This window comes from Actinacidiphila cocklensis (assembly GCF_907177275.1).
Lineage (GTDB): Bacteria > Actinomycetota > Actinomycetes > Streptomycetales > Streptomycetaceae > Actinacidiphila > Actinacidiphila cocklensis.
The window spans coordinates 31,349-47,794 of record NZ_CAJSLV010000051.1; the positions used below are offsets into that span (position 1 = coordinate 31,349).

18 protein-coding genes and 1 pseudogene are annotated in these 16,446 nt (G+C 73.6%); 14 read left to right on the forward strand and 5 right to left on the reverse strand.

The features are described 5' to 3' along the window. The first annotated feature begins 33 nt into the window (after positions 1-33). The gene (folE, locus tag NFU81_RS14680) at positions 34-642 is read left to right on the forward strand and encodes a GTP cyclohydrolase I FolE (protein ID WP_251489697.1); all 609 of its coding nucleotides are present in this window, start codon (positions 34-36) and stop codon (positions 640-642) included. 25 nt (positions 643-667) lie between these two features. Here the strand turns inward: folE and NFU81_RS14685 are convergent, their stop codons facing one another. After that, entirely contained in the window at positions 668-1,786 is a 1,119-nt protein-coding gene (locus NFU81_RS14685; protein WP_251489699.1) for an alpha/beta hydrolase, read from the reverse strand. A 212-nt stretch (positions 1,787-1,998) separates the two neighbouring features. On the opposite strand from NFU81_RS14685, the gene NFU81_RS14690 reads away from it, so the two are divergent. The 10 genes and pseudogenes from NFU81_RS14690 (at position 1,999) to NFU81_RS14735 (ending at position 9,881) form a co-directional block, all read left to right on the forward strand. After that, positions 1,999-3,867, forward strand: coding sequence for a phosphatidylglycerol lysyltransferase domain-containing protein (locus NFU81_RS14690; RefSeq protein ID WP_251489702.1), 1,869 nt, complete (start codon positions 1,999-2,001; stop codon positions 3,865-3,867). 23 nt (positions 3,868-3,890) lie between these two features. Further along, entirely contained in the window at positions 3,891-4,778 is an 888-nt protein-coding gene (gene folP, locus NFU81_RS14695; protein ID WP_251489704.1) for a dihydropteroate synthase, read from the forward strand. After that, positions 4,775-5,242 (forward strand): nuclear transport factor 2 family protein, encoded by a 468-nt coding sequence (locus tag NFU81_RS14700; protein WP_251489706.1) that lies wholly within the window; start codon positions 4,775-4,777, stop codon positions 5,240-5,242. Before folP ends, NFU81_RS14700 begins: the two co-directional genes overlap by 4 nt. A 2-nt stretch (positions 5,243-5,244) precedes the next feature. Further along, the gene (folB, locus tag NFU81_RS14705; RefSeq protein ID WP_251489858.1) at positions 5,245-5,604 is read left to right on the forward strand and encodes a dihydroneopterin aldolase; all 360 of its coding nucleotides are present in this window, start codon (positions 5,245-5,247) and stop codon (positions 5,602-5,604) included. Continuing rightward, a complete protein-coding gene (folK, locus tag NFU81_RS14710) occupies positions 5,601-6,212 on the forward strand; it encodes a 2-amino-4-hydroxy-6-hydroxymethyldihydropteridine diphosphokinase (RefSeq protein ID WP_251489708.1) in 612 nt (203 codons plus the stop codon). The genes folB and folK overlap by 4 nt, the downstream gene beginning before the upstream one ends. 44 nt (positions 6,213-6,256) lie before the next feature. Further along, entirely contained in the window at positions 6,257-6,757 is a 501-nt protein-coding gene (locus tag NFU81_RS14715; RefSeq protein ID WP_251489710.1) for a DUF3180 domain-containing protein, read from the forward strand. A gap of 483 nt (positions 6,758-7,240) precedes the next feature. Next, entirely contained in the window at positions 7,241-7,756 is a 516-nt protein-coding gene (locus NFU81_RS14720; RefSeq protein ID WP_251489712.1) for a cupin domain-containing protein, read from the forward strand. Further along, positions 7,756-8,193: a rhodanese-like domain-containing protein gene (locus NFU81_RS14725; protein WP_251489714.1), complete on the forward strand. Its 438-nt coding sequence runs from the start codon at positions 7,756-7,758 to the stop codon at positions 8,191-8,193. The genes NFU81_RS14720 and NFU81_RS14725 overlap by 1 nt, the downstream gene beginning before the upstream one ends. 144 nt (positions 8,194-8,337) lie before the next feature. Beyond that, positions 8,338-8,700: pseudogene (locus NFU81_RS14730) on the forward strand (glycine betaine ABC transporter substrate-binding protein); the annotation flags it as partial. 182 nt (positions 8,701-8,882) lie between these two features. Next, positions 8,883-9,881 (forward strand): hypothetical protein, encoded by a 999-nt coding sequence (locus tag NFU81_RS14735; RefSeq protein ID WP_251489716.1) that lies wholly within the window; start codon positions 8,883-8,885, stop codon positions 9,879-9,881. Between the two features lie 3 nt (positions 9,882-9,884). On the opposite strand, the gene NFU81_RS14740 is transcribed toward NFU81_RS14735, so the two are convergent. Continuing rightward, positions 9,885-10,757, reverse strand: a complete 873-nt coding sequence (locus NFU81_RS14740; RefSeq protein ID WP_251489718.1) for a helix-turn-helix transcriptional regulator — start codon at positions 10,755-10,757, stop codon at positions 9,885-9,887. Between the two features lie 142 nt (positions 10,758-10,899). On the opposite strand from NFU81_RS14740, the gene NFU81_RS14745 reads away from it, so the two are divergent. From NFU81_RS14745 to NFU81_RS14755, 3 genes are all read left to right on the forward strand, one after another. After that, positions 10,900-11,538, forward strand: a complete 639-nt coding sequence (locus tag NFU81_RS14745; RefSeq protein ID WP_251489720.1) for a YbhB/YbcL family Raf kinase inhibitor-like protein — start codon at positions 10,900-10,902, stop codon at positions 11,536-11,538. A 160-nt stretch (positions 11,539-11,698) separates the two neighbouring features. Then, positions 11,699-12,226, forward strand: a complete 528-nt coding sequence (locus NFU81_RS14750) for a SigE family RNA polymerase sigma factor (RefSeq protein ID WP_251489722.1) — start codon at positions 11,699-11,701, stop codon at positions 12,224-12,226. A gap of 98 nt (positions 12,227-12,324) precedes the next feature. Continuing rightward, positions 12,325-13,146 (forward strand): hypothetical protein, encoded by an 822-nt coding sequence (locus tag NFU81_RS14755; RefSeq protein ID WP_251489724.1) that lies wholly within the window; start codon positions 12,325-12,327, stop codon positions 13,144-13,146. Between the two features lie 9 nt (positions 13,147-13,155). On the opposite strand, the gene NFU81_RS14760 is transcribed toward NFU81_RS14755, so the two are convergent. The 3 genes from NFU81_RS14760 to NFU81_RS14770 form a co-directional block, all read right to left on the reverse strand. Beyond that, a complete protein-coding gene (locus NFU81_RS14760; RefSeq protein ID WP_251489727.1) occupies positions 13,156-13,998 on the reverse strand; it encodes a sigma-70 family RNA polymerase sigma factor in 843 nt (280 codons plus the stop codon). A gap of 74 nt (positions 13,999-14,072) precedes the next feature. Beyond that, positions 14,073-15,215 (reverse strand): NADH-quinone oxidoreductase subunit D, encoded by a 1,143-nt coding sequence (locus tag NFU81_RS14765; RefSeq protein ID WP_251489729.1) that lies wholly within the window; start codon positions 15,213-15,215, stop codon positions 14,073-14,075. Positions 15,216-15,352: 137 nt separating this feature from the next. After that, positions 15,353-16,300 carry an SAM-dependent methyltransferase gene (locus NFU81_RS14770; protein WP_251489860.1) on the reverse strand — a complete coding sequence of 316 codons (948 nt, stop codon included), beginning with the start codon at positions 16,298-16,300 and terminating at the stop codon, positions 15,353-15,355. Between the last annotated feature and the right edge of the window lie 146 nt (positions 16,301-16,446).

Consider the following 16,446-nt stretch of genomic DNA (forward strand, 5'->3'; position numbering starts at 1 on the left):
GGCCGACCGCACCAGCAGCAGGAACGAGGCACCATGACCGACCCCGTGACACTCGACGGCGAGGGCCGGATCTCCGAGTTCGACGAGAAGCGGGCCGCCGCGGCCGTCCGCGAGCTGCTGCTCGCCGTCGGTGAGGACCCCGACCGCGAGGGCCTGCGCGAGACCCCGAACCGGGTGGCCCGGGCCTACCGGGAGATCTTCTCCGGGCTGTGGCAGGAGCCCGAGGACGTGCTGACCACCACCTTCGACCTCGGGCACGACGAGATGGTGCTGGTCAAGGACATCGAGGTGATGTCCTCCTGCGAGCACCACCTGGTGCCCTTCGTGGGCGTCGCGCACGTCGGCTACATCCCCTCCACCAGCGGCAAGATCACCGGCCTGTCGAAGCTGGCCCGGCTGGTCGACGTCTACGCCCGCCGCCCGCAGGTGCAGGAACGTCTCACCACGCAGATCGCCGACGCGCTGATGCGGATACTGGAGCCGCGCGGGGTGATCGTGGTCGTCGAGTGCGAGCACATGTGCATGACCATGCGGGGCGTCCGCAAGCCCGGGGCCAAGACGATCACCTCCGCGGTGCGCGGCCAGCTCCGCGACCCGGCCACCCGCGCCGAGGCGATGAGCCTGATCATCGGCCGCGGCTGAGCGGCCCCGCCGGCGGCCGCGGCCGCTACGACGGGGCGAGGTGGGCACTGAGCCACTCCAGCGCCGGCGGGATCTCCCGCGCCCAGGTCGTGAAGTTGTGGCCGCCGCTGGGCAGGATGATCGACGAGACGCGGGTCGGGCCGTGGCCGGCCAGTGCGATGAAGCGCAGGGTCGCCCGGTAGTTGCGCTCGCCGTGCCGGCTGCTGGTCACCAGCAGGTCCACCGGCGGGTGCGGGAGGTGCCCCAGGCGCCACATCAGGTCGTCGGAAGCGCGGCGGGCGGGACTGCCGCCGTAGAGGTCCCCGGTCGTCGCGTCCTCGGGGGCGCCGTAGTCCGCCGACAGGCCCACCGCGGCGCCGTACGAGCCCGGGTTCCGCAGAGCGAGCTTGAGGGCGCAGTAGCCGCCCGTGGAGTCGCCGATGACGCCCCAGCTCGCCGCGCCCGCGCCGATCCGGTAGCGGGCCGCCAGTGACCTTCGCAGGTCGGTGGCGAAGAACGTCTCGGTCCGCGGCCCGCCCGGCACGTCCGTGCACTCCGTGTCGCGCGGCGGCGCCACGGTGGGCCGCATCATCACCAGGATCATCGGCCGGGCGGCGCCGCGCCGTACCTGCCCCGCGGCGACCACCGGGTACTTCAGCTTCTTGAACAGCGCCTCGGCCGTGCCCGGGTAGCCGGTGAGCACGAGCGCGGCCGGGAAGCGGCGGTGCGGGTGCGCGAAGTACTGCGGCGGCAGGTAGACGTACGCCGTCGTCGTGATGCCCGAAAGGCCGCCGCCGAGGGCGATCTTCTGGATCTGGCCGCCGAGCCGCGGCACCGAGCCGCCCGCGACGTTGACGTGCAGGGTGGCGAGCACCCGCAGCGCCCCCTCGGCCGGCGAGCCCGCCGCGTGGTCGACGACGACGCCCGGGGTGGTCTCCAGGCCGAAGAGGTCGGCCCAGGAGGCGTAGAACCCGAAGGAGTAGTTCGCCGCCAGGCCCAGCGCGGCGACCAGCGCCAGCTGGGTCGCCAGCAGCGCCCCGACCCTGCCCAGCACCGGCAGCAGGCCCCGTCCGGCCAGCCGCGGCCACAGCCACACCGTGGCCGCGAACAGCGCCAGGGCGAGCAGAGCGGCGGCCAGCAGCACCTTCTTACTCGTGAGACCCATGTCGGCAGGTGTACTTTCTGCGTCGGCGTCCAGTTGCGCCGCCCGGGAAGGAACCCGGACGGCAGAGTTCGCGTCCTAGAGGGCGCAAATTCTTCGTACTGGAGCAGATTGCGGGACATTCCCGTGATTTCCGGTGATGCTGTGGTTTGGGTGACCCATGTCTGTGCTGCTAGAGGCTGAAAGCCCGGCCCGGGTTCCGTCGGCGGTGGACGATGTCCGCTGATCGGCAGTCGGCCGCGCGCCGGCACCGCTGGCCGGTGCGGTCTTCCGCCGTGCCCAAGATCATCGGCTCCGCGACGGCGGTGATCGGCCTGCTCGACGTGATCTCCGCGGTCTTCCCGGCCTTCCGCAACGGCCGGATGCACCACATGGCCGCGGTCTTCCCCGGCACCGTCAGCTCGCTGGCCGCCGCCACCTCCGTCGTCACCGGCATCCTGCTGCTGATGCTGGCCCACGCGCTCAAACGGGGGAAGCAGCGCGCCTGGTGGGCCGCCGTGGCCCTGCTGCCGGTCGGCGCCGCCACCCAGCTGATCTACCGGCACTCCTTCTTCGGCGTCGGCGTGTCGCTGGCGCTGATGACGGTGCTGCTGCTGCACCGGCAGGAATTCACCGCGCTGTCCGACCCGCACACCCGCTGGCGCGCACTGCTGAACTTCGTCGGGCTGAGCGCCGTCGCCTTCTCCCTCGGCCTGGTCATCACCAGCGCCCACCCCTCCTCCGAGCGCGGCAGCCCCGGCTTCCTCGACCGGTGCGAGCACGTGCTGCTCGGCCTCTTCGGCGTCTCCGGGCCCGTCAACTACACCAGCGACCGGGTCGACGACGTCGTCGGCTTCTCCCTCGGCGGCCTCGGCCTGCTCATCGCGATCTCCACCGTCTACCTCGCGCTGCGCCCCGGCCGCCCGGTCGCCGAGCTCAGCGAGGCCGAGGAGGACCGGCTGCGCGCCCTGCTGGCCCGGCACGGCGCCCGCGACTCGCTCGGCCACTTCGCGCTGCGCCGCGACAAGTCCGTGGTCTTCTCCGCCAGCGGCAAGGCCGCGGTCTGCTACCGGGTGGTCTCCGGCGTGGCGCTGGCCGGCGGCGACCCGATCGGCGACGTCGAGGCGTGGCCCGGCGCCATCGAGCGCTTCATGGAGCTGGCCCGCGCCCACGCCTGGCTGCCCGCCGTCGTCGGGTGCAGCGAGACCGGCGGCGAGGTGTGGACCCGCGAGACCGGGCTCGACGCGCTGGAGCTGGGCGACGAGGCCATCGTCGACGCCGCGGACTTCACCCTCGAAGGCCGCGCCATGCGCAATGTGCGGCAGATGGTCAAGCGCATCGAGCGGTCCGGCTACGTGTGCCGGGTCCGCAGGGTGCGGGAGCTGACCGAGGGCGAGAAGCAGAAGGTGCGGCTCGCCGCCGACGCCTGGCGCGGCACCGACACCGAGCGCGGCTTCTCGATGGCGCTCGGCCGCTTCGGCGAGGACCTGGACGGCGACTGCGTCGTCGTCACCGCCCACAAGGACCGCGAGCCGGGCGCCCCGAACCCGGAGCTGGGCGACCTGCGGGCGGTGCTGCACTTCGTGCCCTGGGGCGCCGACGGCATGTCGCTCGAGCTGATGCGGCGCGACCGCAGCGCCGACCCGGGGCTCAACGAACTGCTCATCGTCGCCGCGCTCCAGCAGGCCCCGGCGCTCGGCGTGGTCCGGGTGTCGCTGAACTTCGCGATGTTCCGCTCCGCCCTGGCCCGCGGCGAGCGGATCGGCGCGGGGCCGGTGCTGCGCGGCTGGCGCGGCCTGCTGGTCTTCCTGTCCCGCTGGTTCCAGATCGAGTCGCTGTACAAGTTCAACGCGAAGTTCCAGCCGGACTGGGTGCCGCGCTTCCTGGTCTTCCCCAACTCCCGCGACCTGCCCAGGATCGGCTTCGCGATCATGCAGGCGGAGGGCTTCGTCACCCTGTCGCTGCCGCTGCCCGCCGCCGTCCAGCGCTTCCTGCCCGGCCGCGCCGACCGGCCCCCGCACCGGCACCGCACGGGCTACGCCGCCGTACCCGACAGCGCCGCGGCGTTGTCGCGGGACTCGGGCAAGCGGAGTGCGGTCGCCTGACCCGCACCGCCTACGCTGGGCGCATGAGTACCCAGCAGGGTCCGGCAGGACCCGTAGGACTCCCGCAGTGGGACCGCTGCGCGGTCATGGGCGTGGTGAACGTCACGCCCGACTCCTTCTCCGACGGCGGGCGGTGGTTCGACCCCGATGTCGCCGTCAAGCACGGCCTCGACCTGGTCGCCCAGGGAGCCGACCTGGTCGACGTCGGCGGCGAGTCCACCCGGCCGGGTGCCGCCAGGGTCGACGAGATGGAGGAGCTGCGCCGGGTGCTCCCGGTCGTCCGCGAACTGGCCGCCTCCGGCGTGCTGGTCAGCGTCGACACGATGCGGGCCGCCGTCGCGGAGCAGGCCGTCGCCGCCGGGGCCAGGCTGGTCAACGACGTCAGCGGCGGCCAGGCCGACCCGGCGATGATCCCGGTGGTGGCCGCGGCCGGCGTGCCCTTCGTGGTGATGCACTGGCGCGGCCAGAGCATCGACATGAACAACCGCGCGGTCTACGGCGACGTCCTCGCCGAGGTCATCGCCGAACTGCGCACCAGCCTGGACCGGGCGGTGGCCGGCGGCGTCGACCCGGACCGCATCGTGCTCGACCCGGGTCTGGGCTTCGCCAAGGAGGCCGACCACGACCTCGCGCTGCTCGCCCAGCTCGGCGCGCTGCGCACGCTGGGCCGGCCGCTGCTGGTGGCCGCCTCCCGCAAGCGTTTCCTCGGCCGCGTCCTGGCCGGCTCCGCGGGCGACCCGCCGCCGGCCCGCGAACGCGACGCGGCCACCGCCGCGGTCACCGCGATCGCCGCCCGCGAGGGCGCCTGGGCGGTCCGGGTGCACGAGGTGCACGCCAGCGCGGACGCCGTACGGGTGGCGCGCGCCATCGAGACGGCCGCAGGGCAGACCGCGGCGGGGGCGGGCGCATGACGCCGCGCACCGCGGAGGCCCGCGCGGTCGAGCGGGCCAACCAGGCCTTCTACGACGCCGTGGAGAACTCCGACCTCGACGCGCTGGAGTCGGTCGTCCTGGACGGCCCGCTCGCCGAGTCCGTCGCCGTCGTCCACCCCGGCTGGCCGGTGCTGCGCGGGCGCCGCGAGGTCATGCGGTCCTTCGCGCTGATCATGGCCAACACCGACTACATCCAGTTCTTCCTGACCGACGTCGAGGTCGGGGTGGACGGCGACGCCGCCGTGGTGACATGCACCGAGAACATCCTCACCGGCGGCCCCGCCGAGGACGACGGTTCGGCCGGCTCGCTGGTCGGCGGCCTGGTGGTGGCCACCAACGTCTTCCGCCGCACCGCCGACGGCTGGCAGCTGTGGGTGCACCACGGCTCGCCGGTGCTGGCCGAGGAGGACGACGAGACCGAAGAAGCAGAACACGAGGAGTGATGGTGGACCGAGTCGCGCTGCACGGGCTGAAGGTGCACGGAAACCACGGGGTCTTCCAGCACGAGCGGGAGAACGGCCAGGTCTTCGTGATCGACCTGGTGATGGGCCTGGACACCGTCCCGGCGGCGGCCGGTGACGACCTCGATCGGACCGTGCACTACGGTGTGGTCGCCGAGGAGGTCGCGGCCGTCGTCTCCGGCGAGCCCGTCGACCTGATCGAGACCCTTGCCCAGCGCATCGCCGACACCTGCCTGGGGCACGAGGCGGTGCAGGAGGTCGAGGTGACCGTGCACAAACCCGACGCTCCCATCACCGTGCCCTTCGACGACGTGACCGTGACCATCACCCGGAGGCGCCAGTGACCGCCGAATGGCCGGAACAGTCCGCAGACCCCACCGTCCAGCCCGTGCCCGCGTCCGTCGTCGCCGCCGTCGACGCGGCCGACCGCACGCTGCAGAACCCCAAGACCGCCGTCGTCGCCCTCGGCGGCAACCTCGGCAACCGCCTGGAGACGCTCCAGGGCGCCGTGGACGCGCTGGAGGACACCCCGGGCGTCCGGGTCAAGGCCGTCTCCCCGGTGTACGAGACCGAGCCGTGGGGCGTCGAGCCCGGCACCCAGCCCGGGTACTTCAACGCGGTCGTCCTGATCCGCACCACGCTCCCGCCGAGCGCACTGCTGGAGCGCGCCCACGCCATCGAGGAGGCGTACCTGCGGGTACGTGCCGAGCGCTGGGGGCCGCGCACCATCGACGTCGACATCGTCGCCTACCAGGGCATCGTCTCCGACGACCCGGCCCTCACGCTGCCCCACCCCCGCGCCCACGAGCGCGCCTTCGTGCTCGTACCGTGGTACGACGTCGAACCGGCCGCCGTCGTGCCAGGACACGGGCCGGTCGCGGAACTGCTCGCGGCCGTCGGACGGACGGGCGTCGAGCGCCGCGACGACGTGGAACTACGGCTGCCCGAGTAATCGTTGCGACCGGTAGACAACAACGACGTGGAGGCGGGCGCTCGGTGAGGACACTGCGGATCAGGATGCTGGCGGGGCTCTTCGCGATCGCACTGGTGATCGCCTGGTCCATTGCCCGGCTGTGGGACACGGTGGGCACGCTGCCAGGCGTGCCGGTGGCCGCGCCCATCGTCCTGGCCGTGATCGCGGTGGCCCTCTTCGCGACGGCCCTTTCCCTGCGCTCCCGGCTCCGCGCGCAGCGCGAGCGGCGCCCCGGCGCCAAGGGCGTCGACCCGCTGGCCGCCGCCCGGGCGGTCGTCTTCGCCCAGGCCAGCGCGCTTGTCGCCGCGCTGGTCGCGGGGCTGTACGGCGGCGCCTGCCTCTACCTGATCATGTACAAGCTCGACATGGATCCGCGCCGGCACCAGGCCGTCTACGCCGGCCTGGCGTTCCTCGCCGGGGTCGCGGTCGTGGCCGCGGCCATATTCCTTGAGCGCATCTGCAAACTCCCCGAGGACGAGGATTCCCCTCCGGGGGTTCACGCGCCGCACCACCGCCACCACTGACTCCCCGGGCGCCGGCCCCCCGTCCCTGCCCCTTCCCCCGGGCTCCGGGACCTTCCCCCGGTGGTGGGTTGCGCGCGCAGTTCCGCCCCCAGAGCTTTGCGCTGGGGGTACCCCCAGCTCCCCCTGAAAAACGCTTGCCCTGTGCGCAGAGGGCGAGCCCCTGCCAGGGGCGAATGCTGTGCGTCGGAGGACGCGGGCCAGAAAGGGGCGCCCACAGGCGAAGCTCTGGGGGAGAACGGAGCGACAAGCCACCCGCCGGGGGAGGGTCCCGGGGCGGCGCCCGGGGGCAGCCCCGGGTGGGTGGGGGTGAGTTGACCCGCGGGGGAGGCTCGTGGTTCGCTCGGGGCGTGAACGAGTTCGCGCCCCGTTTCCACCGGAGGGTCCATCTGGACCTGCTCCGGTACGCGGGCTGCGTGTGTACGGCCGCGCGCTGACGCGCGCCTCCGCGCCCGCCGTTCACCTACGCCCCCAGGGTGGTCACCCTTGTCCACGTCACGCACGACATCCCTCGCGCCCACCGCCGCGGAACTGCTCGACTTCGCCAGGCGCACCGCAGCCGACACCGCGCTGGTGCGCGACCTCCCGCTCGACCCCGAAGGCCGCACCTGGGTGCGGCTGGAAGGCCCCGGTGGGGCCGAGGCCTGGCTGATCGGCTGGCCGCCCGGCGCCGAGACGGGCTGGCACGACCACGGCGGCTCCTACGGCGTCTTCGTGACCGCCGCGGGCGAGCTGACCGAGCAGTCGCTGTCGGTACCGCTGCCCTCCGAGGGCTGGCGCTCGCTGGAGCTGGCCGACGGCCTCGACCGCGACCGGGTGCTGCCGGAGGGCAAGGGCCGGGCGTTCGGCCGGCACCACGTGCACCAGGTCGAGAACCGCTCGCAGACCACGCACGCGGTCTCCGTGCACGCGTACTACCCGCCGCTGCCGCTGATCCGCCGCTACAGCCGCAAAGGCAGCACGTTCCGGCTGGAAATGGTCGAGCGCCCGGAGGAGTGGTGATGGCCCGCTCACTGGACGAGCACCTGGCGGCGCTGCGGACGACGTACCGCCGCCTCGGCCCCGCGGAGGCGGCCGGGGCGGCCCGCGAGGGCGCGCTGCTGGTCGACATCCGCTACGCGGCCCTGCGGGACCGGGACGGCACGATCCCGGGCGCGGTGATCGTCGAGCGCAACGAACTGGAGTGGCGGCTGGACCCGTCGGGGTCGCACCGGCTGCCGCAGGCGGTGTCGTACGACCTGCCGGTCGTGGTGGTCTGCAACGAGGGCTACGCCTCGACGCTGGCCGCGGCCTCGCTGCACGCCCTGGGCCTGGCCGCTGCCACGGACCTGGCGGGCGGCTTCCAGGCGTGGCGTGCGGCGGGCCTGCCGGTGACCGCGCCGGACGGCACGCCGACGCGCCCGACGCCGTCGATCGCGGCCGAGGGCGCCCCCGCGTAGTCCAGCCCACCGGCTCCACCGCCGCGCCCTCGCGGCGGTGGGCTCGTCGAGCCATACGGTGGGCGCGGCCGGCAGGTCGGCGAGGGCGATGCCGGTGACGGAGAGCCGTTCGAGGCCGCGGTCGGCGCCGACGAACTCGGCGACGAGGCGGTCGAACAGAATGCCTTTGCCGTCAGCAAGGACTTCGCCGAGCAGCACCACCTGAAGACGCTTTCCGATCTTGGCGCGGCGAACCTCAAGATCAAATTGGCGGCCGGCGACGAATGCCCCGACCGGCCCTTCTGCGAACCCGGTCTGAAGTCCGCCTACGGCATCGGCGTCGTATCCGTCGCCCCCGAGGGAGTCGGCACCACGCAGTCCAGGCAGGCCGTCAAGGACGGTACCGGCCAGCTGGTGCTGACCACCACCGGCGCGACGCTCGAACAGTTCGACCTGGTGCTGCTCCGACGCGGAACGCCGGAAGCCGCGGATGTCGCCGCCGACTACCTCGACGCCAAGGGGCTGTGATCCGGGGCGATCCGGGGCGATCCATGGGCGGTAACGGCGAGGGTATTCGGCATGTCGCAAAACGGACACAACGTGCCATGGCGAATGCCCTCCGTATTCGCCCGGCATTAGATACCGGAATCGGGCAGAAAAAGTGTCACCCGCTGCCCCACGGGCCGTCCGCGCACGCTAAATTTCTGGCCATGCCCCGTGGACGCCACCGCCATTCCCAGCCACTGCACCGTTTGCTGCCGCCGCTGAGCGTCGCCTGCGGCGCCGCAGTGCTCGCCGCCGCTTCACTCATGGCCGCGGATACGGGCGTGATACGGGTCATCACCGCCGCGACCGCGCTCACCGCGATAGCCGGCGCGGCACTGGCCCGCACCTGGGACCGGTCCGCGGGACGCGAGGTCGCCGAACTCGAGGCCGCCCGGGTGCGCGAGGAATGGCGCACCGACGAGCGGGTCGCCGAGCTGGAGACCGACCTGGAGGAGTCGCGGGAGATCCGCGGCCGGCTGGAGAAGAAGCTGCGCGCCAAGCGGTCCGAGATGGCCCGCCTCCGCACCGAGCACGCCGACCTGCTGCGGCGGTACGCCACCGCCGAGGCCGAGCGGGCGCGGGCGCTGGAGAAGAACCGGCTGCTGCGGGTCGGCGACGCCCCGCAGCAGCTCGCCCTGACCGCCGGGACCTCCGCGATCGGGCCTGCCGCCTTCCTCAAGGCCGAGCAGGCGTTGCGGGAGCTGTCCCGCAACGCGGCGAAGCAGCAGGCACAGGCCACCGTCGAGGAGGCCAGGCGCCGCGAGGCGGCGGCGCCCGAGGAGGAGCAGGGGCGGCACACCGCGGAGTCCCACGCCCGCGCCACGTCCCGTGCGGGGCTGCCGGTGCGCGAGCACCGGCTCGTGCCGGCCGTCGCCGCGGCCGTCCTGCCCTACGCGCAGCCCACTGCCGCGCCCACCGGGTCCGCGCACCGGGCGATCGGCGGCTTCGACTTCTTCGGCACGCAGAAGGAACTCCCGCCGGCTCCGTCGGCCGCCGCCGAACTCCCGCCCGCGTCCTCGTCCGCGTCCTCCTCCGCATCCTCGACTTCGACTTCGACTTCGTCCGAGCACGCCCAGGCCGAGGACCCGGCCGAGGTCATCGACCTCACGGCGCACGACGACACGGAGCAGCTCGACATGTCGGGCCTGCGCGCCCAGGCCTAGCGTTCAGGCGACGATGGGGCGGACGCCGGCGGATGCGCGGGCGGCGGCGTGGCCGGACACGAGGGTGCGCAGGGCGCGTTCGGCCGCGGGGTCGGCCGGTGTCACCGCGATCAGGCACTGGTCGAATCCGCCCGGGGTGGCCAACGCGTCGTAGTTGACCGTCAGCTCGCCGACGGCAGGGTGCCGTACGCGCTTGGTGCCGTGGTCCCGCTCCCTGACCGTGTGGTCGTCCCACCAGGTCGTGAAGTCCGCGCTGGCGGACCGTAGCTCCGCGATCAGTTCGCGCAGCCGGCGGTCGTCGGGGTGCCGTGCGAGATTGGCCCGCAGGTTGCCGACCGTCTCGCGGGCGACCCGCGCCCAGTCGAGCTGCATGGCGCGCACCGGCGTCGGCAGGAAGAGGGCGCGGGCCAGGTTGTCGGCGCCCGCCGTGCCGAAGTCGTCGCCGAAGAGCGCCGCGGCGGCCGCGTTGTGCGCCAGGACGTCGAGCCGGAAGTCCAGGACGTACGCGGGCAGCAGCGGCATCCCGTCCAGCAGGGCGCGCAGGGAGCCGCCGACCAGCGGCCGGTCGTGTGCGGGCAGCGGCACCTCGCCGCGCCCGATCAGGTGCAGGTGCCGCAGCTCGGCGGGGGACAGCCGCAGCGCCCGCGCCAGCGCGTCCAGCACCGCCGCGCCCGGGGTGCCCACCCGTCCCTGCTCCAGGCGGATGTACCAGTCGATGCTGACCGCCGCGAGCTGCGCCACCTCCTGCCGGCGCAGCCCCGGGGTCCTGCGCCGGCCGCCGGCCGGCAGCCCCACGTCCTCCGGCGCCAGCCGGGAGCGCATCGCCCGCAGGAACTGCGCCAGTTCCGCCTGCCCGCCTGCTCGCCGCCCCGTCATCCCCCCATGATCCGCAGGGCGGCCGGGCAGTGTCCACCCGCGGACCTGGCACTGCGCGTACCAGCATCCGGAGGGCCTTCCCGCCGCCGGCCGTCCCACCGAGGGTGTACCCACATTCCCCTGCCCCTGGAGGCCGAACACCATGACCTGGTCCGTCCGCACCGCCGTCCGAGCGCCGCGCCGCGCCGCCGTCGCGCTGGCCGCCGTCACCGCCGTCACCGCCGCCGCGGTGGGCGCCGGATCGGCGGCGGCCCACGACAGCGTCCGCAGCTACGGCTACACCGCGGTCCGCAGCGCGGTCCCTGCCGATGCCGGCCACTTCTCCGTCACCAGCCCCGACGTCCGCGACGGCGGCACCTTCCCCGCGGCCTTCTACGCCGACGCCTTCGGCTGCACCGCCGCCAACCGGCAGGTCAGGCTGGCCTGGAGCGGCGCCCCGCGCGGCACCCAGAGCTACGCGGTCACCATGTTCGACCCCGACGCCCCCTCGGGCGCCGGCTTCTGGCACTGGCTGACCTGGGACATCCCGGCCGGCACTCGCACCCTGGGCGGCACACCGCCGCCCGGCGCGGTCGCGGGCACCGACGACGCCGGTGCCACCGGCTACCTGGGTCCCTGCCCGCCCGCGGGCGACATCCCGCACCGCTACGTGATCACCGTCTACGCGCTGGACGTCCCCAGCCTGGACCTGCCCGCCGCCACCCCGGCGACGGTCACCACCTTCACGATGTCCTCCCACATCACCGCCACGGCCCGCCTGACGGCGACGGCCGCCCGCTAGGCGGATCGATCACGCGGTCCGGCTCCGGGCCGCCCGGGGGCACTCGCCTTCCCCCGGGTGACCCGGGGGAAAGCGCAATACGGAGAACACCTGTAACGCGCGGGCGGCCCCGCGCATCGACTACGGGTAGGAGCACGCCGTCCGGAGGGGGCCGTCCGCATTGCGACAAGCACAGACCAAGGCGTACATCGAGTTCGCCCAGGCCAGAACACGGCCGTTGTACCGGTCCGCGTGGCTGCTCGCCGGCGGTGACACGCACCTCGCCGAGGACCTCGTCCAGGAGACGCTGAGCCGGATGTACGTCGTCTGGGGGCGCGGGTCGGACAAGCTCGGCAACCCGGCCGCGTACGCCCAGACCGTCCTGGTGCGGACCTTCCTGATGCACCGGCGCCGCCGCGCCACCGCCACCGAGCGGCTGACGCCCGACCCTCCGGAGTCCGGGCGGCAGCCGGCCGGGGGCGGCACCGGCGACGTGGCGCTGCGGGTGACGCTGCTCGACGCGCTCGCCCGGCTCGGCCCGAAGGACCGCGCGGTGCTCGTCCTGCGCTACTGGGAGGACCGCAGCGTCGAGGACACCGCGGAGGCCATGAGCGCGACGTCGGGCGCGATACGCACCCGTACCGTCCGCGCCCTGGAACGGCTGCGGGCCGAACTCGGCGAGCAGGCGGCCGATCTCGTCCCGAGATGAGGCGCCCGCCGCATCCGGCGCCGTCTGCCGCGCTCCGGCAGCACTCACGACCCGTCCGCACGCGCGGTCCGCGCATGCCCACCAGACGAGGATCAGCCATGCCCGAATTCGAGGACGCCCTCAGCACCGCCCTCCGCCAGGCCGCCGAATCCGTGCTGCCCGACCGGCCGCTGCGGCTGGTGTCCGAGGCCCACGCCCAGGGGCGCAGGACGCGCCGGCGGCGCAAGCTCGCCATGGTGACGACGGCCGCTGCCGTCGCCGCCGCCCTCGCGGTCGGCGGCACGGTCGTCGCGATGTCGGGGTCCGACGGCCACCGCACCGACACGATGGTCGCGGATCCCCCGCCGGCCGGCCAGGGGCAGCGGGACGTGCAGATGAGCAACGCCCTGACCGCGCTGCTGACGCCGGGCACCCTCACCGGGATACGCCCCGAGGACAGCATCGCGAAGGAGGACGAGAAGGCCGGCATCGCGCCTGCGGCCGGTGTGGCGGCCAAGTTCTCCAACAGCCGGGGCGTGGCGGTGGTGTCGGTCTTCGTGACCCGCAAGCCGGCCGGTGCAGGCCTGTCCAGGGTCGTCTGTCCCCCCGGCGGGTCGGGCGGCTCCGACGGCCCGTGCCACATAGCCACGTTCAAGGACGGCCGGGTCATGGTCTCCCAGAGCATCCAGCCGGCCCCGAAGGACTGGCTGGGGGCGCTCTACGAGACCGCCGGCTACCAGGTCACCGTCATCCAGGACTGGTTGCGGAAGCCGGGTACGCCCGGAGGCAACTCCCCGAAGACCGACGCCCCGCTGACCGTCGCGCAACTGACGTCGATCGCCCAGTCCGATCTCTGGCGGACCATCGCCGCGGGTATGCCGGTCCCGCCCGGCTCGGCCACGGTGGCGGGCAGGTTCGTCTCCCCGGCACCGTGGTCCTAGGGCGGGGACCTACGCGAGGCGTTCCACCGTCAGGGTGGTGAGGACGTCGGGTGAGGTCAGGACGTCGATCGTGCGGACCCGGCCTGCGGCGATCGTGAAGGTCAGGACGCGGAAGCGGGGCGTGCCGGGCTCGGCGACGATACCGACCGCGCCGTCGACCAGGGCGAGGTGGGCGCCGACCGCGGTGGCCGCGAGAGCGGCGTTGCGGGCGACCGCGACCGCGCCCCGGCTCACCGGCGCCCCCGCCACGTCGGTGCGCGAGACCGCGTCGGGGTCGAGGAGCGCGACCAGCGCCTCGAAATCCCCCTGCCGCGCGGCAGCGAGAAACGCACCGACCACCTGCCGCTGCCGCGCGAGATCCGGCTCGGGCGCGACGGGCGCACCCTGCACCCGGCGCCTGCCGCGGCTGGCCAGCTGCCGCGCGGCAGCCGGCGTGCGGTCCACGATCGGCGCGATGTCCTCGAACGGCACCGCGAACATGTCGTGCAGCACGAAGGCCAGCCGCTCCGCGGGGTCGAGCGTCTCCAGCACCACGAGCATCGCGACCCCGACCGAGTCGGCGAGCACCGCCTCCTGCTCGGGATCGGCGGCCCCCGGCCCGGGAACCGCCGGGAGCGGCTCCTCGCGGCGCGACCTGCGCGACCGCAGCATGTCCAGGCAGACCCGGCCCACGACGGTGGTGAGCCACCCGGCGAGATTCGCGACCTCGGCGGTGTCGGAGCGGCTGAGCCGCAGCCACGCGTCCTGGACGGCGTCGTCCGCCTCGGTCGCCGAGCCCAGCATGCGGTAGGCCACCGCCCGCAGATGGCTCCGGTTGGCCTCGAAGCGTTCGGCCAGCAGCTCGTCGTTCATCGGTCACGTCCTCCGTTGCGTTCCGTCGCCCCTTTGACGCGCGGCACGCCGGTGATGTGACCGGCCGCTCCCTGCTACTTGTCGACGTCGCCGACCACGAAGAACATCGACCCGAGGATCGCCACCATGTCGGCCACCAGGGTGCCGGGCAGCAGCACGGTGAGCGCCTGTATGTTGTTGAACGAGGCCGAGCGCAGCTTCAGGCGGTACGGGGTCTTCTCGCCCTTCGACACCAGGTAGTAGCCGTTCAGGCCGAGCGGATTCTCCGTCCAGGCGTAGGTGTGGCCCTCCGGGGCCTTGAGCACCTTCGGCAGCCGCTGGTTGATCGGCCCCGGCGGCAGCTCCGCCAGCCGGTCCAGGCACGCGTCGGCCAGGTCGAGCGCCACATACGTCTGTTCGAGCAGTACCTCGAAGCGGGCCAGGCAGTCGCCCTCGGTCCTGGTCACGACCCGCATCGTGTCGGCCAGCTCGCCGTACGCCAGGTACGGCTCGTCCCTGCGCAGGTCGAAGTCCACGCCGGAGGCGCGGGCGATCGGCCCGCTCACCCCGAAACCGTGCACGTCCTGCTGCGAGAGCACGCCGACGCCGCGGGTCCTGCCGCGGAAGATCTCGTTGCCGAGGACGAGGTCGTCGATCCGCCCCATCCGCGAGCGCACCGCGGCGACCGTCGCCCGCGCCCGCCCGGTCCAGCCGTTCGGCAGGTCCTCCTTGAGGCCGCCGACGCGGTTGAACATGTAGTGCATCCGCCCGCCGGAGACCTCCTCCATGACGTGCTGCAGCTCCTCGCGCTCGGTGAACGCGTAGAAGATCGGCGTGATCCCGCCCAGCTCCAGGGGGTACGAGCCGAGGAACATCAGGTGGTTCAGCACCCGGTTCAGCTCGGCGAGCAGCGTCCGCGTCCACACGGCGCGCTCCGGCACCTCCATGCCGAGCATGCGCTCGACGGCGAGTACGACGCCGAGTTCGTTCGCGAAGGCGGAGAGCCAGTCGTGGCGGTTCGCCAGCATGACGATCTGGCGGTAGTCCCGCGCCTCGAACAGCTTCTCGGCGCCGCGGTGCATGTACCCGATGATCGGCTCCGCCGAGCGGATGCGTTCGCCGTCCAGCACCAGGCGGAGGCGGAGCACTCCGTGGGTCGAGGGGTGCTGGGGGCCGATGTTCAGCACCATGTCGGTGCCTTCGGCTGCGCCGCCGATGCCGATCGTGGTCTCCGTCATGCGCCCATCCTCTCAGCTCAGCCCCTCCGGGCTGCCCCGTCCCCCGGTCCCGGGACCTTCCCCCGAGGGCGGAGCCGCGCGACGAGCCACGCACCGGGTGGTGGGTGAAAGCGCTCCGCAAGGCGCGGATGCGGGGCTCAGGAGAGGGTGCCGGCCAGGGGGGCCAGGGACGGAGTGGGGGTGAGGGACCAGGTGAAGGTGCCGAGGGTTGTGGGGGAGATGAGCGCGGCGGCCTCCGAGGCCGCAGACAGGGCGCGGACGTAGTCCGCGGGGGAGGTCGTCGCCAGGGCGAGGGGCGGGCGCGCGGCGGTGAGCCCCAGAGCGCGGAGGGCGTCGCGCTGGGCGACGCGGACACCCCCCGGCAGGGAATCCGCCGCGACATGCGCGGTCAGGTCGCACGTGCCGTCAGGCACGGGAGGCACCTGCCGCCCCGCCCGGTACCCCGTAAGCGTGCCGTAGGGCGGCCGCTCGGCCAGGACGTGGCAGTAGTCCACGGCGACGGCGAGCCCGTCCGCCAGGGACGCGGCCGCGGCGGCCCACGCCTCGTCCCTTGGCCGTCCGATCTCCGCCCGCTCCCCGGGCGAGAGCGCCGGCCACCAGCGGCGCAGCCACTGCGCATCGGCGCTGTCCACTTCCGCGCCGAGGCGCTCGGCCCCGTCCGAGGTACGGACCTCGACATAGCGGACGGCACCGTCCTCATCCGCCTCCGCCACGTCCAGCGGCACATTGTCGAGCCATTCGTTGGCGAAGAGCAGCCCGCGTACATTGCGTGGCGTCTCCGCCGCCCAGGTGATGCGCGGGTCGAGCCCGGCCGGGCGCGGCGAGAGGTCGACGGCGTAGGGGCGTACCCGCGCGGCGACCCCGGGGGGAAGCGCGTCGAGCACGCCGGCGCACAGTTCGCCGCCGCCCGCCGCCATGTCGGTGAAGACCAGTTCCCCGGGGTGCCCGAGCGCGCTGTCCACCCGGCACAGCAACTCCGCAACGGCCTCCGCATAGAGCCGCGAGACGTGCACTGACGTGCGGAAATGCCCTGCGGGCCGCTCGCGCAGGAAAAAGCCGCCGGGACCGTAGAGCGCCTGCTGCATCGCGGTGCGCCAGGGAAGCCACTGCGGGGTGGGGCTGGTCACACGGAACCTTCCTGACCTGGAGTTGCGTCGTAGGGCTGGGCGGTTCGCCACCCGGGGCCGGTAGGGTTCCGGAATACCACAGTGCCGTGGGCGCCGATGCAGGT

Bases quoted from the DNA above. Each gene is read 5' to 3' on its own strand.
- NFU81_RS14765 (WP_251489729.1), bottom strand. From the start codon at position 15,215: ATGACGGAGACCACGATCGGCATCGGCGGCGCAGCCGAAGGCACCGAC.
- NFU81_RS14685 (WP_251489699.1), bottom strand. From the start codon at position 1,786: ATGGGTCTCACGAGTAAGAAGGTGCTGCTGGCCGCCGCTCTGCTCGCC.
- folE (WP_251489697.1), top strand. From the start codon at position 34: ATGACCGACCCCGTGACACTCGACGGCGAGGGCCGGATCTCCGAGTTC.
- NFU81_RS14760 (WP_251489727.1), bottom strand. From the start codon at position 13,998: ATGAACGACGAGCTGCTGGCCGAACGCTTCGAGGCCAACCGGAGCCAT.
- NFU81_RS14755 (WP_251489724.1), top strand. From the start codon at position 12,325: ATGCCCGAATTCGAGGACGCCCTCAGCACCGCCCTCCGCCAGGCCGCC.
- NFU81_RS14725 (WP_251489714.1), top strand. From the start codon at position 7,756: ATGGCCCGCTCACTGGACGAGCACCTGGCGGCGCTGCGGACGACGTAC.
- NFU81_RS14735 (WP_251489716.1), top strand. From the start codon at position 8,883: ATGCCCCGTGGACGCCACCGCCATTCCCAGCCACTGCACCGTTTGCTG.
- NFU81_RS14770 (WP_251489860.1), bottom strand. From the start codon at position 16,300: ATGCAGCAGGCGCTCTACGGTCCCGGCGGCTTTTTCCTGCGCGAGCGG.
- NFU81_RS14740 (WP_251489718.1), bottom strand. From the start codon at position 10,757: ATGACGGGGCGGCGAGCAGGCGGGCAGGCGGAACTGGCGCAGTTCCTG.
- NFU81_RS14745 (WP_251489720.1), top strand. From the start codon at position 10,900: ATGACCTGGTCCGTCCGCACCGCCGTCCGAGCGCCGCGCCGCGCCGCC.
- NFU81_RS14700 (WP_251489706.1), top strand. From the start codon at position 4,775: ATGACGCCGCGCACCGCGGAGGCCCGCGCGGTCGAGCGGGCCAACCAG.
- folP (WP_251489704.1), top strand. From the start codon at position 3,891: ATGAGTACCCAGCAGGGTCCGGCAGGACCCGTAGGACTCCCGCAGTGG.
- NFU81_RS14690 (WP_251489702.1), top strand. From the start codon at position 1,999: ATGTCCGCTGATCGGCAGTCGGCCGCGCGCCGGCACCGCTGGCCGGTG.